The organism is Paenibacillus radicis (ex Gao et al. 2016) (assembly GCF_014641555.1).
Lineage (GTDB): Bacteria > Bacillota > Bacilli > Paenibacillales > Paenibacillaceae > Pristimantibacillus > Pristimantibacillus radicis.
Genome location: NZ_BMHY01000017.1, coordinates 49,888 through 75,583, shown reverse-complemented (window position 1 = coordinate 75,583; position 25,696 = coordinate 49,888). Strand labels below are relative to the sequence as shown.

23 protein-coding genes, 1 tRNA gene and 1 pseudogene are annotated in these 25,696 nt (G+C 46.9%); 5 read left to right on the top strand and 20 right to left on the bottom strand.

Annotation, left to right across the window (positions count from 1 at the left end; all coding sequences use genetic code 11):
* Nucleotides 1-57: 57 nt before the first annotated feature.
* The 3 genes from IEX98_RS25915 to IEX98_RS25905 form a co-directional block, all read right to left on the bottom strand.
* Entirely contained in the window at nt 58-717 is a 660-nt protein-coding gene (locus tag IEX98_RS25915; RefSeq protein ID WP_188892590.1) for a hypothetical protein, read from the bottom strand.
* Entirely contained in the window at nt 717-1,616 is a 900-nt protein-coding gene (locus tag IEX98_RS25910; protein ID WP_188892589.1) for an alpha/beta fold hydrolase, read from the bottom strand. Before IEX98_RS25910 ends, IEX98_RS25915 begins: the two co-directional genes overlap by 1 nt.
* A 65-nt stretch (nt 1,617-1,681) precedes the next feature.
* The gene (locus IEX98_RS25905; RefSeq protein WP_188892588.1) at nt 1,682-2,221 is read right to left on the bottom strand and encodes a YcxB family protein; all 540 of its coding nucleotides are present in this window, start codon (nt 2,219-2,221) and stop codon (nt 1,682-1,684) included.
* A gap of 175 nt (nt 2,222-2,396) precedes the next feature.
* On the opposite strand from IEX98_RS25905, the gene IEX98_RS25900 reads away from it, so the two are divergent.
* Complete coding sequence (locus tag IEX98_RS25900) at nt 2,397-3,695, top strand: amidohydrolase (protein WP_188892587.1); 1,299 nt, start codon at nt 2,397-2,399, stop codon at nt 3,693-3,695.
* A gap of 19 nt (nt 3,696-3,714) precedes the next feature.
* Here the strand turns inward: IEX98_RS25900 and IEX98_RS29320 are convergent.
* Nucleotides 3,715-3,837, bottom strand: a pseudogene (locus IEX98_RS29320) (GNAT family N-acetyltransferase); the annotation flags it as partial.
* A 404-nt stretch (nt 3,838-4,241) separates the two neighbouring features.
* Entirely contained in the window at nt 4,242-4,400 is a 159-nt protein-coding gene (locus IEX98_RS25895) for a hypothetical protein (protein ID WP_188892586.1), read from the bottom strand.
* Nucleotides 4,401-4,898: 498 nt separating this feature from the next.
* Between IEX98_RS25895 and IEX98_RS25890 the strand changes: the two genes are divergently transcribed.
* Nucleotides 4,899-5,561, top strand: a complete 663-nt coding sequence (locus tag IEX98_RS25890) for a hypothetical protein (protein ID WP_188892585.1) — start codon at nt 4,899-4,901, stop codon at nt 5,559-5,561.
* A 775-nt stretch (nt 5,562-6,336) separates the two neighbouring features.
* Here IEX98_RS25890 and IEX98_RS25885 read toward each other — a convergent pair.
* From IEX98_RS25885 to IEX98_RS25845, 9 genes are all read right to left on the bottom strand, one after another.
* Complete coding sequence (locus IEX98_RS25885; protein WP_188892584.1) at nt 6,337-7,401, bottom strand: NAD(P)-dependent alcohol dehydrogenase; 1,065 nt, start codon at nt 7,399-7,401, stop codon at nt 6,337-6,339.
* 54 nt (nt 7,402-7,455) lie between these two features.
* Nucleotides 7,456-8,571, bottom strand: coding sequence for a Gfo/Idh/MocA family protein (locus IEX98_RS25880; RefSeq protein WP_188892583.1), 1,116 nt, complete (start codon nt 8,569-8,571; stop codon nt 7,456-7,458).
* Between the two features lie 30 nt (nt 8,572-8,601).
* Nucleotides 8,602-9,426: a carbohydrate ABC transporter permease gene (locus IEX98_RS25875; RefSeq protein WP_188892582.1), complete on the bottom strand. Its 825-nt coding sequence runs from the start codon at nt 9,424-9,426 to the stop codon at nt 8,602-8,604.
* Between the two features lie 3 nt (nt 9,427-9,429).
* Nucleotides 9,430-10,293: a carbohydrate ABC transporter permease gene (locus IEX98_RS25870; protein WP_188892581.1), complete on the bottom strand. Its 864-nt coding sequence runs from the start codon at nt 10,291-10,293 to the stop codon at nt 9,430-9,432.
* 64 nt (nt 10,294-10,357) lie between these two features.
* On the bottom strand, nt 10,358-11,695 hold the full coding sequence (locus IEX98_RS25865) for an ABC transporter substrate-binding protein (RefSeq protein WP_229692397.1): 1,338 nt from the start codon (nt 11,693-11,695) through the stop codon (nt 10,358-10,360).
* Nucleotides 11,696-11,892: 197 nt separating this feature from the next.
* Nucleotides 11,893-12,915: a LacI family DNA-binding transcriptional regulator gene (locus IEX98_RS25860; protein ID WP_188892580.1), complete on the bottom strand. Its 1,023-nt coding sequence runs from the start codon at nt 12,913-12,915 to the stop codon at nt 11,893-11,895.
* 91 nt (nt 12,916-13,006) lie between these two features.
* Complete coding sequence (locus IEX98_RS25855) at nt 13,007-13,459, bottom strand: GNAT family N-acetyltransferase (RefSeq protein ID WP_188892579.1); 453 nt, start codon at nt 13,457-13,459, stop codon at nt 13,007-13,009.
* 16 nt (nt 13,460-13,475) lie between these two features.
* Nucleotides 13,476-13,925 (bottom strand): hypothetical protein, encoded by a 450-nt coding sequence (locus tag IEX98_RS25850; RefSeq protein WP_188892578.1) that lies wholly within the window; start codon nt 13,923-13,925, stop codon nt 13,476-13,478.
* A gap of 58 nt (nt 13,926-13,983) precedes the next feature.
* Nucleotides 13,984-14,433: a hypothetical protein gene (locus tag IEX98_RS25845; protein WP_188892577.1), complete on the bottom strand. Its 450-nt coding sequence runs from the start codon at nt 14,431-14,433 to the stop codon at nt 13,984-13,986.
* A gap of 745 nt (nt 14,434-15,178) precedes the next feature.
* Between IEX98_RS25845 and IEX98_RS25840 the strand changes: the two genes are divergently transcribed.
* Nucleotides 15,179-16,417, top strand: a complete 1,239-nt coding sequence (locus IEX98_RS25840) for an extracellular solute-binding protein (RefSeq protein ID WP_229692401.1) — start codon at nt 15,179-15,181, stop codon at nt 16,415-16,417.
* A gap of 81 nt (nt 16,418-16,498) precedes the next feature.
* On the opposite strand, the gene IEX98_RS25835 is transcribed toward IEX98_RS25840, so the two are convergent.
* From IEX98_RS25835 to IEX98_RS25815, 5 genes are all read right to left on the bottom strand, one after another.
* Nucleotides 16,499-16,573, bottom strand: a tRNA-Arg gene (locus IEX98_RS25835).
* 572 nt (nt 16,574-17,145) lie between these two features.
* Entirely contained in the window at nt 17,146-17,625 is a 480-nt protein-coding gene (locus tag IEX98_RS25830; RefSeq protein WP_188892575.1) for a hypothetical protein, read from the bottom strand.
* 104 nt (nt 17,626-17,729) lie between these two features.
* Nucleotides 17,730-19,556, bottom strand: a complete 1,827-nt coding sequence (locus tag IEX98_RS25825; protein WP_188892574.1) for an ABC transporter substrate-binding protein — start codon at nt 19,554-19,556, stop codon at nt 17,730-17,732.
* Nucleotides 19,557-19,697: 141 nt separating this feature from the next.
* Nucleotides 19,698-21,206: an ABC transporter permease gene (locus IEX98_RS25820; RefSeq protein ID WP_188892573.1), complete on the bottom strand. Its 1,509-nt coding sequence runs from the start codon at nt 21,204-21,206 to the stop codon at nt 19,698-19,700.
* A 14-nt stretch (nt 21,207-21,220) separates the two neighbouring features.
* Complete coding sequence (locus IEX98_RS25815) at nt 21,221-22,666, bottom strand: ABC transporter permease (RefSeq protein WP_374705384.1); 1,446 nt, start codon at nt 22,664-22,666, stop codon at nt 21,221-21,223.
* A 217-nt stretch (nt 22,667-22,883) separates the two neighbouring features.
* On the opposite strand from IEX98_RS25815, the gene IEX98_RS29465 reads away from it, so the two are divergent.
* Nucleotides 22,884-24,620, top strand: coding sequence for an ABC transporter ATP-binding protein (locus IEX98_RS29465; protein ID WP_188892572.1), 1,737 nt, complete (start codon nt 22,884-22,886; stop codon nt 24,618-24,620).
* 348 nt (nt 24,621-24,968) lie between these two features.
* On the top strand, nt 24,969-25,178 hold the full coding sequence (locus IEX98_RS25805) for an aspartyl-phosphate phosphatase Spo0E family protein (RefSeq protein ID WP_042170997.1): 210 nt from the start codon (nt 24,969-24,971) through the stop codon (nt 25,176-25,178).
* Nucleotides 25,179-25,204: 26 nt separating this feature from the next.
* Here the strand turns inward: IEX98_RS25805 and tadA are convergent, their stop codons facing one another.
* Nucleotides 25,205-25,672 carry a tRNA adenosine(34) deaminase TadA gene (tadA, locus tag IEX98_RS25800; RefSeq protein WP_188892571.1) on the bottom strand — a complete coding sequence of 156 codons (468 nt, stop codon included), beginning with the start codon at nt 25,670-25,672 and terminating at the stop codon, nt 25,205-25,207.
* Between the last annotated feature and the right edge of the window lie 24 nt (nt 25,673-25,696).

The window sequence follows — 25,696 nt, the reverse complement described above, 5'->3', positions numbered from 1 at the left end:
GCTGTCCAAAGCACGCGGTGTGCGCTGGACAGCCTTTTTTTGCATGAATATGTTCGGCTAGAGCTGGGCTTGTTGAGATGCGGCGGGTTCGAGCAGATTCAGCGCAATGAGCTTGTCGATGACCTGCTTCGCCATCTCATCCGCCGATTGGAGCCCGTCCAGCAAAATATCGCAGTCCGGTGACACGGCTTCAAACATTTTCAGATAGGAGATGCGTCCGCCGCGAAGATATTCCTCCAGAAAGTCTTCTACATATTGAACGCGCTCCTCTAATGGGAGATGAGTGAAATCATGGCGCAAATTCCGCAGCAGCCTGCGGGCTAGAGCAGTGTCTAAGGGAAGCTCGATGCATCCGACGAAATCGGTCAGATCCGCCATGCCTAGCCGGTTTTTCCCAAACGGTTCTTCGAGAATAATATATTTGGCAGGCTGCAGCTTGCGGTTCCAAGCATCGGTAACTTCGGCTCCGTGGGCTAACGCGTGTAAGTCGCGGAAGAAGATAGGGCTTTCGATAAGCTGGACATCGACTTCTCTACCATCCGCCAAGTCTTGATAGAGATTGGGAGGATACACGGTTGTTTCTTGATAAGCATCGAAGAAAAAAGTCACCGAATCCGGTATGAGCTCGCCTAACCGGGTGACGAGTGTGCTTTTGCCGACAGCGGAAGCCGAGCCGCAGATTGTAATAATAGTGCTTCTTGTTTTATCAAGGGTCATTAGGTCTGATCTTCTCCTCTCAAGAACAGATCTAGCTTCGAATTCACTTCATCCGGTTTCTCCAAATTCATCATATGTCCGGCGCCAGAGACCATTTCGGCCTGCAGGTTGAGTCCTAGGTTTCTGGCTCGTTCGAACGCTGAGGAAGCATCACTGATCACTTCCTGATCGCCAAGCAGAAGCAGGACAGGCATCGTCAGCCGGTGAAGCTCTTCATCGCTATATACACGGGGTGCAACTTGCAAGGACAACGTTCCATACTTGAAAGCGGCATAGAATTGCTCAGCCAGCAGCTTATTCAGACGATGGCGGGACAGCCATCTGAGGAACAGGTTTACATTCCATTTCACCGGCAAGGCTGCCATTAGAATGATGCGGTAAATAAAAACCTTATGCAGCGGGACGAAGGAGGCTGCTGGACTTAACAGAAATAGCTTCTTCACGCGCTGCGGCGCATGGCTTGCGAAATTGATGGCCTGGAACGCCCCGTAGGAAATACCGCCGAGCGTGAAGCTATCCACATGCAGCGCTGCAAGCGTCTCCTCCAGCCATTGCGCGCATTGCTTCAGACTGGCAGGCAGATTGCTCGGCCGGCTGTTATTCAGATCGCCGATAAAATCAAGGGCATAGACGCGATGTTGTTTGGCCAGCGTCGTGATGTTAGGCTGCCAGACTGTTGAACTAAATCCCATCGCGTGCAGCAGTACCAGCGGTTCTCCATCCTCGGGACCGCAGACGATGACATGGGTATCGCCAAAGCTAGTTGGCACATAGATGGTGGAGTGCGGAACCTCCCACTGGGCAAGGCTTTTCGCATATTGGTCCTTGTAGCGGCATTCTTTCTTTAAGGTTTTGAAATGAAGCGGGTTCTCTGATGGGGTGGTGGCAGTCTGTGGCATCACATAATCCCTCCTCGCGGTATTTGGAAGCTTCCGACTGACAGGATGGCGGTTACTGATTTTTTTCAAGACGCCTTGCGAAGCTTTAATTTGTCCTTGGCTACATTTGCGTTAAGGATAAGCTTCAAAGCGGCTACACCTTGCGGCAACTGGTTCGTAATCGTGGTTTTCGGCAATAGGAGTGCGCGATTGCTTCCCACATAGATACAAATTAGAAATTTAGATTCCGTAACTTTAAAAATTTCCTTCCAATTAATATGATAGGCTCCGGAATTAGATGCTGTGGATATACCCGTATTAGAGAAAGTGTAGGAATGATTATGTTGAAGAAGCGCATCCGACTGATACATCCGATTGGAGCGGAAAGTGACGAACAGATACATCAGGCCGCTGACAAGTACGCCTACAGCTGCTCCGCCTAGTATAGCAATCGATACGGCAAGCCCATCCAAGGGCCTGTTTTTTGCCATGAACATGACCGCAAATAGTAACCAATAGACAAAGACACTAATGACTAATAATTTCTTCTGATGCTGCAGATTGAGATGTTGAATATCTTTCCGGGTGAGACGGATATCAAATGATAGTTGTTGTGAGTCTTTCATGCTGCGGTTCCTCCTGAATGTAGTAAATCATTGATTAATAGAAGAAAAATATAGATATATAGGCAGAATATCCTTATTTTAACCTAACTCTTGCAGATGCAGCAACACATGATCGTATTGACTTTGCCGCAACGTCATCGTTTATCCTCCGATTATCCAACATCTTAGGAGGTATATGATGAGAATACGAATTAATGACGTCTTCATTCTGACCATGGCAGAGGGCGATGATTGTCCTGTACGGGGAGATATTCTAATTGAAGGCGATACGATCACGAAGCTGAGTCCGGAAATTGTGGAGGAAGCGGATGAGGTTATTGAAGGCGGGGGCAGGTTTGTTGCTATGCCGGGGCTTATTAATGCGCATCAGCATACGCCAATGAGCTTATTGAAGGGCTTCTCGGATGATCTTAAACTAATGGATTGGCTCGAACGGAAGATGCTGCCCGCAGAGGCTAGAATGACGCCCGAGGATATTTACTGGGGAGCTAAGCTTTCGATGGCCGAGATGATTAAGTCGGGAACGACCGCTTTTGCCGATATGTATATCCATATGAATGAAATTGCCACGGCAATAGATGAAGTAGGGATGCGGGCATCTTTAACCCGAGGGCTCGTGTTTCTGGAGGATGATGGGGGCAAAAGATTAGCAGAGGCACTCGAGCTTGTGGATCGCTGGCATGGAAAAGCAGAAGGAAGAATCACGACGATGCTGGGTCCGCATGCTCCTTATACCTGCCCGCCTGAGCCGCTATCCAGAGTGATTGGGATGGCTGAAGAGATGAAGCTTCCTGTCCATATTCATTTGGCCGAGACGAAAGAGGAGATTGCTAAAATTAGAGAGCAATACAATCAGACGCCTGCAGAGTATTTGTACAATCTCGGACTTTTTGAAAAAGCGCATGTTCTGTTGGCCCATAGTGTGCATTTGAATCGCAGGGATATTGGTTATTTAAAAGGAATGCGCGGTGGCGTGTCGCATAACCCGGTCAGCAATTTGAAGCTGGGCTGCGGTATTGCACCTGTTACTGAAATGATAAAGCAAGGGATTACAGTAGGGCTGGGTACCGACGGGTCGGGGAGCGCCACGACGGTCGATATGTTTGAGGAGATTAAGGCCGCGACATGGCTGCAAAAGCTGGATTATGGCGATCCGACAGTGCTTCCCGCAGGCCAGGCACTCCGCATGGCGACAAGCGAAGGGGCCAAGCTTCTGAATATTGCTCATCAAGCAGGTACTCTTGAGGTTGGGAAGAAGGCCGATCTAATCTTGATTGATATGAACAAACCGCATTTGCAGCCGCTTCATAATGCCGAATCTCTGCTGGCCTACAGTGTAAATGGTGCCGACGTAGATACGACAATCGTCAACGGGAGGGTGCTGATGCGCAATAGGAAGCTAACGACGATTGATGAAGAGGAGTTGATGAAGCAGGTCTCTGTTCGCTCTAGAAGAATTGTAGATGGGATCTGAAGCAGAGGCGTTGCTTTTATTATAGGTTGAGCTTCATACCCTCATGGCTCGCGACAAACCCAAGCCGCTCATAGAAACGATGGGCGTCCCCGCGCTGTTTATCCGTTGTCATCTGCACAAGTCCGCATCCTGCGGACTTGGCATCATGAAATACTTAAACGTTTCCTCATCTCGTTCGTTCAACTACCTTTAATTGTTTAGCGTCTCGTAACTATATTCGGCTTGCTCAAGCAGGTTAGCATCAACACTGCATCGTACTATCCGACATCTGCAGCCTTCCCCCTTCGTTAGCTCATATTACCTTCTTCCATTAAGCGATCATTGCGATGATCTAAGCAGTAACGTTTTTTATCTAAGCTTCAAAGAGTAAATGAGGATACTTACTTGCTTTGTTTTCAGAAGTTGGACAGGAAAGCGGAACGTAATCTGTTAGTCCGTTCAGAATATATTCAATTAGATGATAACATTCAATTCTATCTTTTCTGTAGTAGCACTGGTTATGCTATCCATAAGAATACCTTTAGAAATCTCTATAGTATAGTCAGTTCAATTCTTATTTTTTTTTATTAAAGCAAATACTTTTACTTTTATTCTATCAAAGAAGTTGCTTAGATATTTTTTAACTAGAAAACCTACCAGAGCAAAGAGTAGTGAAATAACTATTATAAACATAAATAGTTTTAGTCCTGTTTCTATAGATTCCATTTAAATACAGCGCCTCCTTTTCATTTAGTATTATATACTTAACATCCACTCTTAAGCCAATATCAAGAAAAAAATTAGGATTACAAGAAAGTTTTTTTCTATAGAAATTGAAATTTGTATTTTTATAAGTCGAACTAAAGAAATCAACAGTAACATCCTGATATAGAAGCAGAGGTTACCTTGGCCATAAGTAGAATAATAGGGAGGATTTGAGATTTTTCGTTAATTGGTCGAACTACGGAAATTTTTATCAAAATGTAAACATCAAATTGAACCTAGGGATGTTAGTATCCGCGAATAAGGAATTCAGAATATATAGATAAAGAAATGTTCATTATCCTTTTATCGAGATGTAAGAATATATCGACCCAATAACAAGTGACAGTAAACTAAAAAAAGGTAAATGTTCACAACATGTTCATAATTAAAAAAAATAAATATAAATACTGGATAATATGTTGTTATAGTGTTAAGATGGTGAAAAAAGGAGGTTTTATAATGTTGAAAAAGATTACTAGTTTATGTACTACTCTATGTCTATCTATCGCTCTAATTTTACCGGTTAGTGCACCGGTAAGCGCAAGTGGAACACTATCACCGGACACCATTGTAACTAAAGAAAATGTAAACCAGGTAGTGGAATATTTGGGGTTAGATCCTAGAGATTTGAAAAAAGCTAATGCTTCAGATGAATCTGTCACTGTTACCGTGGGGGAATTGCAACAAGTCATTAATCAATTAAAACAAGCGCCAAAAGAAGTTACATCAACAGAGAACCTCAATGTAATAGCTCCTCTAGCTTCGTCTGATTTTTGTACTGGATTAAAAATGTTATATTATACAACTAATCTTGGTGGATCGTTTGAATTATCATATGAAGTAGCTGCAAATTACTCGTGGAACAAATTTACTTCTGTAAATAATGCGACCGTTTCAGTAATAGATAACGATGACAATCTCCTTACTACTTTTACAATATCTAGTAGAGAAGTTGGGGCTAAAGTTATTAGTTCCGGTGCCAAAGTTGAACTGACAGCTAAGGTTAAAGTAGATTCGTGGTTATCAGTTGGAAACGTGGGAATTATCAAGGTAATGACAACATCAGTTAATACATCAAAGGAATGGAATACTACACAAGCAGGAATCCCAATGTGCGTTTAGTAGAATATCTAGTATTTCTTGTGTCTTCATTCTAGGTCTCATATTTCTTGTTACCCTTAGTCAAGCAGTGATATTAGCGCTGCTTGACTTTTATCTTTAGGAATGAAACATGGTTAAGAACTTAATTGCTAAACAGTAGCCAAACCAATGATGTATTGCGAGGTTTGCCGCTCTTTTTGTTTATCATAAGCACAATTTAATGAGATGCTCCTTTAAATAGAAAGTGGTAGCTATTTTCAGGAGAATCGTAATATAATTTCTTTTATATTCAAATGCTAAATGAAATTCAGTATTCCTTTTGAGTAATTCCTCAGAGACTCTTCGGTTTCATATAAACAATTAACTTTCTAATAAATATCAAAATTAATTGTAATTTTATGAATCAATATTTCGCGCAAACTATATGCTGTACGAGCTTTTGTCTACGATCTTCTACTTCTATATTATCCCTAATTAAAACAAAAAGAACCAAGATAATGCGGTTCTGAACATTCACATATATGGTGTGCTCGATACGATTTGAACGTAGGACCTCCAGTTTAGGGAACTGTCGCCGGGATTCCTGTTGAGGGCACGGGGTAAATTCAGTTGTATTAATGGTTATTCATTTCGATCAAGAACAATAGACTACGTTTGTAATATGCTTCCCAAATAGTAGACAGCGGGTATTTAGGGCTGCAGCAGAAATTGCGGACTTTAACCATACAAAAAGGGAAGACGGAGCATCCGGCAGCAGCCAGCCCGTCTTCCCTTTTTTATATCTAACGCCAATCAGTTATTCGTTCGGATACACCATGACTTTAAGGCTGCCCGCCTTGTTCGTCCGGGCTCTCTCCATCGCTTCTTGCGTTTGGGCAAGCGGATAGCGGTCGGTAATGAGTGACCCGACATCGGAAATACCGGAAGCAAGGGCGGCTATGCCGCTTGGATACGTATTGGCGTAACGGAATACGCCATATAGATCAAATTCATTGTCAGCAATAGAAGGAATGTTGAGCGGAATTTCGGCCTGGGCCGGGAGTCCGACGATAGCCAGCTTACCGCCGCGGCGAAGCGAACCGAGAGCTGCCTGCAAGGCGTGGGGACTGCCCGCCGTTTCCCAAGCGACGTCGACGCCAATACCGCCTGTTACCCTGCGAATTTCCTCTATTGCATTATGGTCGCGTACGTTGATAGCATGGTTTGCGCCGAGCCGGAGTGCTGCCTCCAGACGAATCGGCTCCAGATCCGTAACGAAGATTTGACTTACGCCGTAGGCTTTAGCCGCGACAACCGCCATAAGGCCGACAGGACCCATGCCCATAATGGCAATTGTCGAACCTGGCTTGAGCTGCGTGCGTGCAGCCGCATGAAGGCCAACGGAGAAGGGCTCGTTCAACGACGCTTCCTCAAAGCTCAGGTGGTCAGGAATGTGGAATAAGTTGTCCTCGCGCATGATGATGTACTGAACAAAAGCACCGTCAACGGGCGGAGTAGCCAGGAATTGTACCTCCGGACACAGGTTATATCTTCCTTGCTTACAGTATTCACAGCGGCCGCATACGATGCCGGGCTCCACCGCCACCCGGTCGCCATTCCGGAAGCGGGAGACCTTTTCTCCGGTTGCAGCAACGATACCCGCGCATTCATGTCCGAGTATGATCGGATTCTCGACAACATACGGACCGATCTTGCCATGCTCGTAGTAGTGAATGTCTGAGCCGCAGATTCCGACAGCCATTACCTTAACTAGCACCTCATCGGGACCAGGCTGTGGAACGGGAAGCTCCTGAATGACGATTTCTCCCGGTTTCAACATGACAGCCGCCTTCATAACGGCAGGAATTTCTGATTGTACCATAGCGTTGTACGCTCCTTCTGTCAGAATGGAAAGAAAGGCTGCCTCGGTAAAAAACTATACAGCCGCTGCTGCTTCTTGTTCGATCAGAGAGTCGATGATCATTTTGAAGATGGCCAGGTCATTTTTATAATCCTCGGGAGTTGTCTTTATTTCCGTACCCTTCGTAATCGCGTCATAGAAGTACCGAAGCTCTCGCGTATAGGGGTCGGTAAGTGTTGGACGAACGACGGATTGCTTGAAGGTTTCACCTGCAGTCTCGACGATATGCAATTCGGTCGGCAGATGACGGATATAAGGCGAGTTGTATTGAATCCGCACCGATTTGGTGCTGGAATACAGCTCAATATGGGCATCAAACCGGCCCTGTGCATCAACGCCAGTCTCGAAGGTTACGCCGAAATGGCCATAGTCGAGAATAGAGCTCAGGAAGTTGCCCCCTGAAGCGGTTGGAATCTCGGACAGCTTGGAGCCGATAACCCGTTTCGGCATACCAATCAATTCCCTCATAGCGGAGAGGTCATGGCTGGATAAGCCGCACAGTAGGCGATATAGCGAGCTGTATGGGGAAGAGGCGTCCAGTCCCGTCGCTTCTTTGACGAGCCGTTCTGCACGGACTCGCTTGTCCTCCTTCAATTCATCGGGAATATCATGGAAGGTCAAGACGTTGCTGGATTGTTGAACGAAAAAGCTGTTTGGCCCAATAATGTCACGTACGCGAATATAGTGGATGTTGTCAAAGCCGCCAATTTCCACTACCGCCTCTTCGAATGCTGCCGCGTAGCGTCTCATGTAGCCGACCATTACTTTGACGTTGTTCCGGTCTCGGGCTTCAATAATAGCGTCCGCCTCCGATTGCGTCAGCGTCATTGGCTTTTCGACAAGCACATGCTTGCCCTCGTTGGCTGCCGCAATAACACATTCGGCATGATACTCATCACTGTTCAATACAAATACGGCATCGATATCGGCTTGCTTAACAAGCTCAGAGGCTTCCGTATATAGATTCGTTACCCGATACTTCTCTCCCATGGCTGCGACCAGCTGAGGTGAAATATCGCAAAGGGCGACGATTTTGTATTGCTCAGGCAAGGAGTCCAGTACGGGCAGGTGAATGACTTGTGCGACTTCTCCGAGTCCTATAATGCCGACATTAATAATGTTCGTGTTCATCGAGTTTCTCTCCTTATGTGTTTTCAAGTATTAGCCTTTGACAGAGCCGGAGGCTGCGCCGTAAGCGATATATTTTTGTACGAATAGCAGGAAGATCAGTATAGGCAAAGCCGACAGTGTCGCTGCAGCCGTCAGTCCGCCCCACTGCGTGGCGTTCTGCTGCATGAACATTTGCAGTCCAAGCGGCAAGGTCATCAGGCTTTCTTTCTTAATGAAGATATTCGGAATGATATAGTCGTTCCAGGACAACAGAATCGTAAAGATCGATACCGCTGCAATGCCCGGACCTGAGATCGGGAGTACAATTCGGGTGAAGGTACTCCAGCGGTTACAGCCGTCCATCCAGGCCGCTTCCTCAATTTCGCCCGGGATGGAGTCGAAGAATCCTCTGAACATGAGGACGGACACCGGCAGACTAATCGAAGTCTGGATCAGGATAACTCCTGTTAACGTATCGATCAGATGCAGCGATCGGAACGCCAGGAACAGCGGGAGCATGATCAGCACGAAAGGAAACATTTGCAGCAGCAGCAGAACGACCGAGAAGGAGCCCGTCAGTCTTGTACGGAAACGTGAAATCGCATAGCCAGCCAGAGCGCCGATTAGGATGGTTGCCACTACGGTTAGAGAAGTTACAATAATGCTATTGATAAACTGCTGCCAGAAGGCAGATTTGTCGTTGACAAACAGATAATTTTCCATGGTCCAATGCTGCGGCATCACCTGTGTTGAGGTCATAATTTCTGTATTCGATTTGAAGGAATTCAGCACCATTGTGATGACGGGCAGGTTCACGACAATGGATATGACCAGCAAAAAGAGGAACACAAGAGCAATTAGCGGTTTTTTAATCATCGTCTAATCCTCCTTCTTCTGGACTCTCATTAGAATCAGTGCAAGAGCCAGCAGAACGATCAAGCTCAGAATGCCGAGTGCCGAGCCGATGCCGGTTGAGCTTTTGATAAAGGCATATTTATAGCTCATAATAATCAGGTTTTGGGTAGCATCAAGCGGTCCGCCAGATGTCAGCAGCCACAGGACGTCAAAGTCATTGAAGCTCCAAATGCTCATCAGAATCCAGCTTACGAAGGTTGCAGTCTTGAGCTGTTGCAGCGTAATGCTGACAAAAGTCCGCCATTTGCCGGCCCCGTCAATGCTCGCCGCTTCGTACATATCGTTGTTAATCGTCTGTAAGGTTGCCAGCAGGGAGACCATCATGAACGGGAAGCTTCTCCAGATTTTGACCATGATAACGGAGAATACGGCCCATTTTTCCGAGCTTAGGAATAGAATCGGTTCGAAGCCAAACGCTTGAATGACAGTATTGACTAGTGCGGTCTGATCTCCAATCATCGAGCGCCAGCCGACCATCGAGACGACGGAGGATACGACCCAAGGCACGAGCAAGGCTACACGGAATAGGCCTCTGCCCGGAATGTTCATATTGAGCAGCACGGCGAGGAACAGTCCGACCACATAGCTGCCTAGAACGGAGCAGATCGTAAATCCGATGCTGAAAGTGAAGGCTTTCCAAAATTCACTCATTCGGAATATCTCCGCGAAATTCGCGAAGCCGACGAAGGATCCGGAATTCAGCAAGGAGCCGTCTTTCAGACTATAGATAATGCCGGAGATGAAAGGATACAGACTGACAAGGGATATAAATAGGATTGCCGGGCCCAGCATGCGAAGCTGCAGCCACTTCACGCCTTGTTCTTTCATGGATGTCACTCACTTTCCCGGATGTGGAGGAAACGCCTCTCGGCGTTCCCCGCATCCAAGTTCATCATTTTTTGTTGCCCATGATTGTCTCGTATTTCTTGGCGGTTTCTTCCATCGATTCTTTAACAGGTTTGCCAGACATCAGCTTTTGAATCATCGTCAGCGTCGTTCCGTCGCCTTCAATCTCATTCAGCTCAGGGAATCCGCCAGTAGCTTGGAAGCCTGTCGTTTTCATAATGCCAAGGTATTTATCGGCAATAAGCTTGAGGATCGGATTGTTCTGCCAGTAAGGATCTTGGGTGAACGATTGTTTAACCGGGAATCCGCCTTGTTTGCCTTCCGTCCAGAGCGTTTTGTTGTTCTCGGACCACCACTTAAGGAAGGTTTTCGCCTCATCCGGGTGCTTGGTCGCTTTATAGATCATAATGTTGTTAACCCAGCCGAGCGTAGCTTTATCGCCATGCGGTCCAGCGAGCGGCTCCAATACGCCGATTTTATCAGCTAATTCCGGGAAGCTGTCCGGCAAGCTTGGTGTGTGAATGAACACGCCGCCACGTCCGGCGCCGAATTCTTTGACGCCGCTGTCGCCGTTGAAGCCCAGCATAGCTGGATTGACGGAGCCGTCGCTAACGATATCGGCCAAGAATTGAGCTGCCTCGACGTTGCGATCGTTCAGCAGGTCGACTTTCTTGTCTGGCGTGAAGATGCCGCCGCCGTTGTTCAGCATAAGGGAGAACAGCGCTTGAAGGCCCAGGTTCGGATCATTGCCCGGCAGTACAAGGCCGTATTTGCCGTTGCCGTTGATTTTCTTCAAGTCGGCTCTCAGCTCATCCCATGTCTTCGGAAGCTCGGTAATGCCAGCCTCTTGGAAAACATCCTTGCGGTAAAAAGGAACCCGGATGTCAATCATCCACGGGAAAGCGACATAATGTCCGTTATACTTGAGCGCCTCGACGCTGCCTGGCACGAAATCATCCAGCTTGCCTTCGCTTCGCAGCTCTTCAATAACATCATCAATTGGAAGGATGGCATCATTGTCTGTGAACTGGAATGCCTGGTAGCCTGCGCCCGTGCTGATATCTGGCGGAGCGCCTGCTGCGATTGCGGTCGTAAAGGTCTGATACCAGTTGTTCCATGGCGTGGACTGGTAGGTCACTTTAATATTCGGATGCTCGCTGTTGAATTGTTCAACCAGCTTTTGCGCGGCCTCTACATAAGATGGAGGACCCCAGACCATATCCCAAAAATTAATTTCTACAGGCTTCTCTGCAGTGCCGCTTCCCGGCTTGGAGCCGTTCGTCTGCGGTTCACCGTTGCTGCCACTGCTGCAAGCGGTTACAGAAAAAGCAATTACGATAATGAACAAAACCGTCAACCATTTCTTCGACATTCTTTTAGACATTTACATTCACCCCTGTTTATGTTCGTAGTAGCCTCTTGCCGATTTCGTAGCCGTTAGACGGGTCTGTCATCACCACCTTAGAATAATATAAAACGTTTAATTATAATTAGAATAACATGTTAAAACGCTTACAACTATAAATAAAATTGAAACGTTTATATTTTGAAGAATAGCCTATCGGCACCCATCTGTCAATATTAGATTTGGGCGCCGCTGCTTTCTCGAATAATCAGCTTCATAGGGAACGTGACTGTTTTCGCAAAATGATCGGTATCCGGCTTCTCAATTTGCTCAATCAGAATGGTAACGGCAGAGCTCGCCATCTCGGTAATCGGCTGTCTGACAGTCGTTAGAGCAGGACGGTACAGGCTGGCCATATTAATGTCATCAAATCCAACCACAGCTTTATCTGTTGGGACATGCATGCCCATATCCTCAAAGGCTTTGATTGCGCCAATTGCAATGAGATCGTTCGAGCAGAAGATCGCAGTGAATTCCACGTTATCCTTGCAAAGCTTCTTGGCACAGTCATAGCCGTACTGGCTGAAGAATTCAAATTTCTCTTCCTGTCCGCTGATCATGAGCCGTTCATCAACAGGAATCCGATTCAGCATCAGCGAATTACGGTAGCCCAGCTCCCGTTCAATGCCGCTCAAATAAGACCCGATATAGGCGATCTTCGTATGGCCAAGTGAAATCAGATGATCGACAACCTCCATGGAGCTGGCCATGTAGTCACCCCATACGGTCGTCAGCTTCTTCTCGTAAGGGTGGAAGGAAACGAGGGGGATGCCCCATTCCAGCAGCGCTTCAACATAGCGTTTGTCGGCCTTGCTTCCAAGGCCAAGGGATGCGATAATAACGCCGTCGACATTTCGCTCTTTGAGCGTGTTCAACGAAATTTGCTCCACTTTAGGGTCGGATTCGGTCGTTAAAATAAGCAGGGTGTAGCCGAAGTTGAGCAATTGTCTTTGTATATTGCCGGCGAGAGAACCCCAGAATTCATTGGAAAGGGAAGGGACGACCATGCCGATTGTGTTGGTCTTCTTCCGGATCATCGTTCGGGCAGCTTGATCCGGAACGTAATTCAGCTTTTCAATGACTCGCGTTACCTTTTCCCGCGTCTCTTTCTTTACAATATCCTTGCCGTTAATGACATTGGAGACAGTAGCGATGGATACTTTGGCTTCTCTAGCGACATCTTTAATGGTAGCCTTCATGATTGCCCCCTTGAAAAATTTAAACGTTTAATATTATCTTTAAATATTCGCAGGGGATTGTCAACCTAATTGTTGAGATGAGGCTTGCCCTCTATTCAAGAATGAGCTTCATACCCTCATGGCTGGCGGTAAATCCAAGCCGATCGTAGAAGCGATGAGCGTCCCCGCGCTGTTTGTCCGTTGTCAGCTGTACCAGCCCGCATCCGGCAGACTTGGCAATGGAAATCGCCTCTTGAAACAAAGCTTCGCCCACCCCTTTTCCCCGGTAGCTGCTGTCAACCCGCACCCCTTCGATTTGAGCACGCAGCATCCCTTGCCGGGCGAGGCCGGGTATGATAACCAGTTGGAGGCATCCAATAATTGCTTCGTCTTCGATGGCTAGAATGATTTGATTGCCGGTTTGCGCCTCCATGGCGGCAAATGCTTCGTGGTAAACTGCGGGAAGCGGGTCTTCAAAGCGCTCGCGCTGCGAGCCGAGCTCGTCGTCCGCAAGCATGCGGACAATAGCGGGCAGGTCGGTTTCTTGTGCTTTTCGAAAATGCATGGTGGTTCACTCCTATTTAATATAATCGTAGTACGGTTTCTTCGTCTAAATCCACGAGTTGGGCTACTTCCGCAGCGGAATATCCAAGTTTTCGTGCACGTACAATTAATTCCACTTTTACTGTTCCTTCTCTTATTGTATTCGCCAACAATTTATCGAAATCCATAAGGTCATCCTGTACTTCGCCATCAAGCGTAAAGATCATACTGTAGTTGGCTATGTATTCGTTCAAATACCTAATATTTAAAGTGCAACTCACATAATGAGGATTCTCTGTTAAATGAGTGAATTGATAAGATTGAAATTCGGTTTGAAGCATTTTAAGATTGGACTTCCCTCTAAAAGTGGCAAAAAAGTCACCTCTATTGTCTTTCTTCCAGTTATCCATATAGTTTGAGAAGCCTTTAGATGTTCTTTCTAATAGGTTGTGACTCTCCGCCCATTCTGACAGCCATGTAAAGCTCATTTAGGAGTAACCGCCTTTCTGATTTAATCCCGAGCGTCTTGAACCTTCCTCAAGCAACTCATTCTAAAGGTTTACTGGCTTGAAATAATTCATTTTGATTATCCAGATAGTTTAATGTTTCTTCAATATCATCTTGGTTGAGGGTCTTCATAATGATTAGATGTTGAATATTTATACCCGGGGGAGATGTAACTTGATCCATCAAATAGTTTTTCAATTTGTCAGGGGTCGTAATTAAACACCAACGTTTGCTGCTGTCTGTGAAAGTTAAGGTTACTTCTAATAGTTCAAATTCATTAATTTCATCGTCTAATTTCCAACTAGTTAAAATGGGTATTTGATGCTTTCCTTCAACGAAATAATATTTTGAGATCCATACTCTTCTTCCATGATTACCGGTAATTCTATAATTTTCATTCTTTTCGTCAAACACTGTATAAGTTTTACCTCTTAAGAGTGCATGACCATAGTTTCCTATGCTGATACAGGTTACATCAAATGTGCTCATAGGTCGAATTCCTTTTTGGAAGTATCTTGAAATTAAACATTAACCTCATCCCAATTGATGAGGATGTAACAGAGTTGAAATCCAAGCAGAATGATATAACAAAGACTTAATCGAAATCCTAATTTGAGTCGTCTGGCTTCAGACATAGATATATCATTGTTATTTTGCATGTTCGCAGGATTTAGTTTTCGGCGTAGTTTGATTATTTTTACAAGTTCAATAATTCCTAGAATGCCCCATAATGGCGTGAATACTAATTGGAGTGCATTAGCGACAGACAGAAGAAAGGGAAACCCTTCATCTGAGACCAGCCTCAATTTAAAGGATAGATTAACTAAGTAGGGTTATTATAAAAAAGAAGATCCCTGTAATACTAAATATCGGGAAATGTATATTTTCTCGCATCGTTTCGACATCCTTTAGTTCTGCCATGCTACATACTATTTATTCTAATTCCATTATATTATAATTTGCTACTCGTCCGACACTATAACTACTTGTCGCTTACTAAGAAATTTATTTGGAATTATGAGGACAATTTGGTTTGTGTATGAATTAACTAAAAAATATAGGATTATAATATATTAGAAAAAAGTACATATATGATATATTACAAGTGCGGACCAGATACGACACCAAGGGAGATGTTCTTCCCTCTAGTCGTGTCTTTTTTATAGTTTTGATAAATCTTAACTTTTATATATGTCATAGTAATAGAATTCGGAGGATTGCAAAGTTGAGAAGAATGATTGCTCTACTCGTGGTTTGCGGAATAGCGATTAGTTTGACGGCGTGTCAAAAAGATTTGAACAAAAAAGAGCCGGTAATTACGCAGGAAATACGATTTCAAGTTTTACCGTTAGGCAGAACAAAAACATTGGAAAATATCGTGGAGCGATACAATGCCGAGCATCCTCAAGTCAAGATTGTTGTTGAAGAGACAGATACTAAGCAAATAATGAGCCCTACACAATATCTACGTGAAGAATTGCCTGCTGATATCGTCTTATTTTCGAGCGGAGAACCGGGCGATCTCAAGCAACTTGAGAAGGAAGATCTGCTGCTAGACCTGAATATCTCGCTTCAATCGCTTGAAAGTTCACTACCACCTGCGTTGCTGGCTGGCTCGATTCTGAATGACAAGCAGATCGTCGTGCCGGTATCCATAAATCCATCGGTCATGTATTACAATAAGAGGCTATTTGAGCGAGCGGGATTAGACATGCCTGGGGACGATTGGACTTGGGAGCAATACGATTCGTATTCGCGTGCAATTGACCAGCTTGGAACTGATATTTATGGCTCACAATTATCGTTCGTGTTTCCACCCTTCCCCAATCAATTCAGTTGGCTCGTACAGAATAGCGGGAACAGCATTCAATCAACGGATGGATGGTACCAAGATTATATAGATAGCCCTGAGACCGTTCATGTTGCTCAATGGCTGTACAATTACTTTAAACATAATAAAGGAAAGTCAATGGAGAGTTTCCCGCGTTTTGAAGAGGGCATAGTCGGGATGTCCGGCAGGGCAATGGATACGGAGCTTTATAATAAACCTAATAGTACTGTGGAGCTGGGAATCGCAACCTGGCCGCATTTCGAAGGGACTGCCAGAGCCAATCCGGCAAGCTATGTCTATTACGGAATATCTAGCAAAAGCAAAGCTCCAAAAGAGGCATGGAAGTTTCTTGAATATTTATATTTCAACGCGAATGATGATGCGGTCGCGCTTGCGCATGCTAACTATACGGTACCGGTCTTCGAGCCGTTGCGCGAAGCTGCGCGCAAGGGGGCAGATGAGACGGCAGAACTTTACTATAGAGAAGCGGAGTATGCGTACACGATGCCGATTTCACCAAGAAATCCGATATGGAGCGACAAGGCATTGAGTATGTTCTCGGAGATTTGGACATCTCCAATCGATGAAATCCAACAAAGGCTGCATGAGGTAGGCGTCGAACTCGACAAGCTAGAAGGGTAACCGGTGAGTACAACTTCATCTCAACATCCTCAAAGAAATAAAAAGAATCGCGAAACCACGCGATTCTGAAGTGTTTTAAAATGGCGGCCCCGGCCAGAATCGAACTGACATCTACCCTTTAGGAGAGGGTTGCTCTATCCGTTGAGCTACGGAGCCGTGAAAGTAAAGTTATGACAAAAGTTGAATGAGGCCTAAAAATTTGCATCCACCAATCTCTGCTGACAGAGCTGTTCGAGCCCAATTGTTGTTGCAATACTGCCGCTCAATCCTGTTGAACTACGGCGCGCAGCAAGTATTATTTTAACATGGGAGCTTTTGGGGTGCAACTCAACTGTCACGAGCTAGCGTAGCTTTCTGTGCAACTATCATCCGTCCGCTTCTAGTGTTCTTAGAGGTCCCAAAGGGCGTTAAGTATAGAAGGGAAGTGCGTGGAAGATACATTAAAGGCCCCGCAGGGTCTTAACTATCCAGAGAATGCCCTAAATCCTCGATTTAAGGGCTGTCGGCTTTAGACAAGGTACTCCCGAGGTCTTAAGTGAAAGGGGAACGCGCCATATAGTCGTCATAAGGGCTTTTGAAGGTCTTATTGAAAACGGAGAGCTCAGAGGGTTGGCCGTGAAGTGAATTGAGCATAGTTAAGGGCTGCACCCTTTAGAATCTCATGAGCTAACCCAATACCATTCTACAGGGTGCATTTCCTTCCTCAATAGAGGACTATAACTTCAGCTTTACTTCTCAAAAAGCTCATTATACCGCTGCGCAGGCGCAACGCGATACAAGGATCGCCCGTCAGCATCGGCCACAGCGCCGCCCTCAGCTGTTAATCCCCAGCCGAACGAAAGCACTGACGCGAGCTGGGCTGCCTCAGCATCCGTCAGCGATGCGATAACGATCTCCGAGTCCGGTTCGAGGACGAGCTTCGCATCTTGCTGAAGTGCGACCAAGATCCAGCTATGAATGCCGCGGATCGTATTGTATTTGATCTGATAGCCGTTCTCCACGGCAGCTTTCAACACTGCGGGCTCCTCGGACGCTAAAGTCTTCAGACCCGCATAATCGAACTTGAACTTGCTGTCGTCTTGCGGCAGATCGCCGTTGTTTACACGTTCGATCAACTGCTCCTTCGTCCAGCCCAGTGATTTGAGCGACTCCAGCTGCAAGGCATCCCACTGTGACAGTTTTGCTTTGGTTTCATTTGCTTGAGTCATATCGATCACTCCTTATTTTCTAATTATAATAGGTCCTTATATGAAAGAGACGCCCCCGGCCAATAGGCATCGGCCGGGGGGCGTCTCTTATTCATTCCTGCAGCTTATTTGCTTGCTTTGTAAGCGTTCAGGAATTCTTTTGCTTTTGCCGCATCGGCTTTCAGTTCAAGACCTGTGTTCACCATAGGGCTAAGCGTAGATGTCGCTTTGAATTTGTTGCCGCCATAGTAAGTGATGAAGTCATCTTGGTTCAGGGAGTAAAGCACAGCTTTGCGCAGATCTGCGCTTTCTGCAACTGGACGGTTCTTCGTATTGAACAGCAGGTATGAAACTGCGTTGCTCGGAAGCGTCTGGAGCGAAAGCTTAGCGTCGCCCTTCACGATATCGAACTTCGTCTCGGAAACGCCGTAGTACAGGTGAATTTCGCCGCTGCGAAGTGCGGACAACGAGCTGTCTGCGTCTTTGATGAAGCGGATTTTGATGTTGTTGATTTTAGGCTCATGCTCCGTGCCTTTCATGTAGGCCGGGTTTTTGTAGAAGATTGCATCGTAATCGTTTTTGTACGACAAGATGTAAGGACCGCTTGTGTACAGCGTGTTGTTGTACGCGCTGCCTTCAGTTACTGTGTTTTGGTCGCCGTATGGAATATCTTTGTTCGGATCGAATTTTGCAACGTCATAAGTGTTGATTTTTTCAACTTGTTTCTTGGATACGATACCAGCCGATTGGTGAGCCAGGTAGTTGAGTACTTGCGGGAACGGTGTCGTTGTCGTCAGCTTCACGACTTGGTATTTGCCTGATGCGTTGTTTGCTTGTGTTTTATCGGAAACAAGCTCGGAAATTTTTGAATCCAGACCTTTTTCAAGAGCAGCTTTAACTGTGGAATCTCCACCGGATACTTTGACCGCATCAAGTGCAGCAAGATCCGTTACGACTTCAGCAGATTTAATGTGCTCATGCAAAGTAAAGGTACGGTGATCTGGTACGGAGTTTTTGTTCTTCGCGCGGTCCAGCGAGAAGATAACGTCGTCCGCGCCTACGCGCTCGCCTGTATCGACAGCCAGCTTGTCCTTAATTTGGGCAAAGTTGATGTCATCTCTCAGGATGAAGTAGTAGTCGGAGTTGCCTTCTGCAATCGCATGGTTGCGCGAGAGTGAACCGACGGACGTGATATGGTCGTCATCTGTCAGGTTAACCAGACGAACGTATTGGTTCGTATTGATGATGTTGATGGAGCCGTCATTGCCTTTAATCGGGTCAAGCGACGTCAGTGTAGGCATGGTGGATTGAAGCACCAGTGCGTCTTTGTTACGCTTGGATACGTCGTTGAAGTCCAGTTCTTCCCAAGGAAGTGAACGGGATTTCGACAGGCGTACGGAAGCCGGGTTCAGCACATCTTTGTTAAGAGCTTGTGCTTTGAGCGAGCTGTACAGCGGAACGATATAGGCTTTGTCGAAAACAAGCTTTTGTTCAAAATCTTTGTACGTAGCTGCAAACTCTTCAGGCGTCTGGGAAGCTGCTTGGTCGATAAGCGCATCAATTTCCGAGTCGGACAAGATGCTGTAGTCGCCGCCAGTTTTGAAGAGTGAGCGAACCGCGTAGTCCGGGTTGCCTGTTACAGTTGTCCAGCTGGACAACGAGACATCAAAGTTGCCTGCGTCTTGCTGTGCTTTGTAGCTGCTGTAGTCGGCTTGGATGTTCAGTTTCACGTTGAAGCCGTTTTTGCCCAGCTGATCGCGGATAATATTGAGATCGGCTTCGTTGGCGCTCATGCCGAGCACCTCGATGTCTACGGGATTACTGTCGACGACTTTGGTACCTTCGGTTGGCTGCGGTGATTCCGAAACGTCCTTCTTGGTTGTAAGCGAGCAGCCGCTGATCATAATAGTCAAACTGAGCAGAATGGCTGCAAATTTACCTTTGTTTTTCATGATGATGTTCCCCTCCTGGAAAAAATGTTTTTTTTTATATTTAACTCACATTCATTCATCGTCCATTCATGGTTTCGAAACGTAGATGTAGATAGAATATGAATGAGGTTACTTAAGGTAGATGTTGCTTGTGGCTAAAAGTTAATCCAGCTTCGGATCAAGCGCGTCGCGCAAGCCGTCACCAAGGAAATTGAACGACAGCACCAGCCCAATAATCGCTAGACCCGGATAGATAGCGGTATAGGAATGGGTCTCCAAATACGCGCTGCCTAGCTTTAATATATTGCCCCATTCCGGAATATGAGGCTCAACGCCTAGTCCGAGGAAGCTCAAGCTGCTCGTCGAGATCACGGCCGTACCAATTGTAAGGGTTGATTTGACGATCATCGGCGCCAAGGAATTCGGTACGATATGTTTGAACAAAATCTTCATATCACCTGAACCAAAGGCCCGTGCAGCTTGCACGTATTCGAGCGTGGACACCAGCATGACGTTCGCCCTCATCGTACGGGCGTATGTCGGAATGGCGCCAACGCTGAGCGCAATAATCAAGTTAGTCGTGCTTGCTCCGAATGCGGCGATGATTGCGATTGCCAGCAGAATACCGGGAATCGAGTACAAAATATCCAGCGCACGCATAATAATGTTGTCCGTTTGCCGCCCGTAATAACCGGATATCGCGCCAAGCGCGCCGCCGATCAATACGGGAATCAAGGTTGATAATAAGCCAACCACAAGGGAGATGCGCGCTCCGAACACGATTCGTGAGAACAAGTCCCGGCCGAAGTTGTCTGTGCCGAGCGGGTATTCAAGACTCGGCGGCTGGAAGATCGCGCTGTAATTATTATCGATTGCCATCCCATAGTCGAAGGTCAAGTAGCTAGTAACGGATACAGTGAGCAAGAACAGAATAAAGAGCAAGCCAAGCATCGAAGTGGAGCTTCTAGATAACCGGTCGACGATGTCGTTTAGCTTGGAGCCGGTTGTATAGCCCTTGTCCCGCAGCTTGCCAATCAGCAGAAGGCCAAGGAATAGGGCGAACAGATTACCGGATACTGCTGTCACAATCAATAACAAGGCGACCAGCCACATCCATGAGGGCAGCAGTGTTCCATTCGCGAATTTAGCGACGAGCAGCAAAGCTATAAACTGTACCGCTGCCGATAAGAGCAATAGAACCATACCGATCAGGAAAGTGTCCGACACGTAAGGCTTGAACAGGTTGAGAGCCGATACCGCGAATACAAGAATGGTCGTCATCAACGTATAGACGGCTAACGTGTAGGCAGCGGTTTTCTTCCGTTTAATTAGCTGGAAAGCGACAGCGGCTATGAAAATGTTGGCGGTCAACAAGCTCAACAGGAGCACGTATCCCAGACTTCGTGTTGCAGTGGTAATCTCGCCCTTGCGAATCAGGTTGCTGCGGATCAGCGCCCATACCGCAAGCTGCAGTCCGGCAAAAACGAAGTAGCCGATGCTGAAGGCGAGTACGGTTGGTCTGAACGCACCTTCCGCCGCCGAGTAGCTGTTGAGAAGGAACACCAGCGCAAGCGCTAGAGACACGATGCCTGCGAAGCTGGCTTGTCCATATTCAGAGGCTGATTTCAGCCGAAAATTAATCTCTTGTTTCGTAATAGCTGGATTCGTCACGGGTTGCACCTGCTTTAGTATTGTTTCATCTTGGAACGAATTCGCGGATCAAAGAATGCATACATCAAATCAACGATCACGTTGATAATCGAGATTGTAATAGCTGTATAGACGACGCCTCCCATAATGCTCGGGATGTCGGGTATAAATTGTTTGTCTACAATAAAGCTGCCGATACCGCTAATGTTGAATACCTTCTCTGTAACGGCAGCTCCGCCGAGCATGCCGCCGAATTGAAGGCCGATTACAGTAATGATCGGGATCAGTGCGTTGCTTACGGCATGCTTCCACAGAACGCTTCTTCGAGCGAGTCCTTTTGCCCGGGCTGTGATGATATAGTCCTCATGGATAACTTCTAGCGTCGATGACCTTGTCATCCGGGCGACGGCGGCGGTTAGCCCCGTACCCAGCACGATGATCGGCATGATCGCGGACAGCCAGTTATTCGGGCTATACGTAGCCGGAAGCCAAGACCACTTTATCGAGAAATTGAGGATGAAGATCAGGCCTTGCCAGAAGTTCGGTATTGATAATCCGAGCAGTGCAATGAACATAAATGTATAGTCAAAAAACGAGTTCGGCCGCGTTGCCGAAATAATGCCGATCGGCAGTGCGATTAATACGGCGATCAAGGTGGAGATGACCGTAAGCGTCAGCGTGACCGGAAATTTGTTCGCAATGGACACGGTCACATTCTCGTTGCCGGAGAAGGAACGTCCCAGATCGAATGTGAAAATGCCTTTGAGCGTATTCCATAGCTGCACCAGGTAAGGCTGATCCAAGCCATACAGATGGTTGAATGCCGCAATTTGCTCATCTGTCGCCGTCTCGCCAAGAATGTTGGCGGCAGGGCTCATGGGCGAAATATATAGAATCGTAAATACCAGGAATGCGACGCCCAAAATAACAAATAGTGCCATAAACAATCGTTCTGCAATGTACTTCCCGTAAGGATTGGCGTAAATCGCCATTAATAGGTACATTGGCAATCCGATCAACCATGTGATGGCGAAAAAAAGCGGATGGCCAAGCAGATAGTGAAACGTTTCGACAAAACTCAGGTTTTGTTTATGATTTCCGTTCAAGGGCAGATTATGAAGACGCTCCTGAACGAGAGCTTCGAACTTGGCGGATGCCAGCCGCTCCGCTTCGCGGTCTATTTGCTCAGCTGAAACAGTCTGTCCAAAGAAAGCATACTTCCGTCTCAGTTGGTCCTTTGCTTCCTCAAGCAGTCGTTCTTTATTGCCAGAGGCGATTAAGCCAGAACGTAAGTCTTCTGCTTGCTTGCGAGAGCCGTCTCTCGCTTTGCGATATTGGTAAACCCCGAATATAATTAACGTAATGGGTGCCCCTGCTAGCAGTAATAGCAGCCGGTAGGCGGGGTTTAAATACATTTTGTGATAGATGGCGGCAATTCGATCAGTGAAGCCGTATCCCGTTGCAGTAGCATCGCCAGTCAATCTATTTCGCTCCTTTTTCCAATTGCATTATTCCGATAGTTATAGTAGATTTTATTTTAAGGGCTGATAAAAGTCAAGTTTCACTCTATTATCTTGCCCTATTTTCGATAAGAATTGACAGGTTTTCAAGCTCGCTACAAAACTTGGCAGTCATCCAATTGTCTTATATGTGAAGAAATGCACGTAATCGCAAAAATATATAAAAAAAGGTGACATCATGAATGCATTGCTGGAGGTTAATCAATTATCGGTTTCTTTCTTCGGAAGAGACAAAGAAGTAGAGGCCGTCCGAAACGTAAGCTTCGAGGTTCGAAAGGGTGAGACGCTTGGCATCGTTGGTGAATCCGGCAGCGGCAAAAGCGTAACAGCGCGTACGATTATGCGTCTATTGCCGTCTCCGCCTTCCATGGTGAAGGGCGGGGAAGTGCTATTCCAAGGCCGGAACTTGGCGGATAGGAGCGACGCGGAGATGGAGGCGATTCGGGGCAAGGAGATCGGTATGATCTTCCAAGATCCGATGTCGTCGCTCAACCCGACGATGCGTATCGGCAAGCAGATCGAGGAAAGCCTGATTAAGCACCGGAAAATGAGCAAATCGGAGGCGCGGAGCGAAGCGATTGAGATGTTGAAGATGGTCGGTATTTCGAACGCTGAGACGCGTTACTCCCAATATCCGCATGAGTTCTCCGGCGGGATGCGTCAGCGTGTGATGATTGCAATTGCGCTGGCATGCCGGCCGTCGCTGCTTATTGCGGATGAACCTACGACTGCGCTCGACGTGACGATCCAAGCGCAGATACTGAACCAAATGAAGGTGCTTCAGAAGGAGCTCGGCACTTCTATTATATTGATCACGCATGACCTTGGCGTTGTGGCCGGCATGTGCGACCGTGTCGTCGTGATGAAGGACGGGGAGATCGTGGAGACGGGGACGACGGAGGAGCTGTTCGCGAATCCGAAGCATCCTTACACGGTTAAGCTGCTGAACGCCTTGCCGCGCCTTGATGAGAAGAAAAAACCGAAACCTGAGTCGTTAATGAAACGCGCCGGGGACGATGTGCCGCTGCTGCAGGTGAAGTCACTCAGACAGCATTTTGATCTGGGCAAAGGACAAATTTTGAAGGCGGTCAACAACATCAGCTTTGACATTCACGCAGGAGAGACGCTGGGCGTAGTTGGTGAATCCGGAAGCGGAAAGTCGACAACCGGCAGGTCGATTCTCCGACTGAATGAAGCGACCGGAGGCGAAGTGCTCTATCGCGGTATTCCGCTACAGCAGCTGAACCGTGGGGAAATGAAGCGGATGCGCCGCCATATGGGGATGATCTTCCAGGATCCCTACGCTTCACTGAATCCAAGGCTGCGTGTTGCGGACATTATCGGCGAAGCGCTGGACGTACATGGCATGTCCTCCGGTAAGGCGGTTCGTCAGAAGCGAATTGAGGAGCTGCTCGATATGGTCGGCCTTAACGCATCGCACGCCATGCGTTATCCGCATGAATTTTCGGGCGGACAAAGGCAGCGGATCGGCATTGCACGGACGCTTGCCGTCGAACCGGATTTTATCGTCTGCGACGAGCCGTTATCGGCTTTAGATGTATCCATTCAAGCCCAAATCGTAAAGCTGCTTGAAGAGCTGCAGCAGCGGCTGGGGCTGACATACTTGTTCATTGCCCATGATTTGTCCATGGTGAAGCATATTAGCGACCGTGTCGCCGTTATGTATAAAGGAAAGATTGTCGAGCTGGCGGAGAGTGAGGAGCTGTATGCGAATCCGCTTCACGAATACACGAAGACGCTGCTCTCCGCTATTCCGGTTCCTGATCCTAAGATTGAATCGGCGAAGAAGCTCATCGTCAGCACAGAAGCGTCGAAGGCCGATCCATATGGGCTTGAGCAATCAAGCTTCTTGGAAGTATCGAAAGGGCACTGGGTAGCGGTGGCGGGAGCTTAAATCAAATTGCAAAAGGGGATGTCCCAAAGGTCTGAATGGACCTCGGGACATCCCTTTTTTTTCGTTATCGTAGCGCTTCCAATTCAGGGCTTGGCCTCTCGTCATAGGTAATGGGAATGGCAAACTGTCACTACTATGCCCAGATACAGGGGAAAATCAGCTAGACAAATGGTGAGGAAGATAGTATTTTTGAACTATATCATTGGAAATTGCACCATGGATTGTCGAAAATTGCCTGAAAATTGTATTCATCTGTCGACACGTTTTTACAAACTCTTGAAATAAGAAAGCGTATAATACATTTATTACGACAAGTGTGCTAATAAGGAGCGTGCCCCAAAGCGAGCTATGGACAAAACGATATTGCTTAATCAATTGCAATCGCTGCGGATGAAGCTTCATGAAATTGCAGAGGCACGCGGCAGTTTAACCGACCCGGAAGTTCTTGCAATCAGTGAAGAGGCCGATCAATTAATCGTGGTTCTGCAACAACTGCAGCGCGATCAAATCGCTTATACGCTGCCGCGCCGTAATGAGAAAAATTGCAATTCCCAATAACGCTACAAAGGCTACAAATGTATATCTTATTTCTGCTTGCGCAGATTTCTGAAGAACTGGGTCAGCAGCGTCGCACATTCCGTTTGGAGGACGCCGCTGGTCAGTTCCGTTTCGTGATTGAACCGGGGCTCCTGCAAAAGGTTCATTAACGTGCCTGCGCACCCTGCTTTCGGATCATCGGTGCCGTATACGACGCGCTTGATGCGGGATTGCACGATAGCACCTGCGCACATTGGACAAGGCTCCAGCGTGACATACAGGGTGCAATCGAGCAGCCGCCAAGCGCCTATTTTTTCGCAAGCTTCTCTAATCGCCACCATCTCGGCATGTGCGGTAGGGTCATGCTTGGTCTCCCTTAAATTATATCCTCTGCCTATAATTTCGCCGTCTTTAACGACGATGGCGCCAATCGGCACCTCGCCGATCTGCTCGGCCTTTCTTGCTTCTTCAATGGCATATTGCATCCATGCTTGATCTTCTTGTTCTCTTATCATGATTGAAACCGTACCTCCGTATCA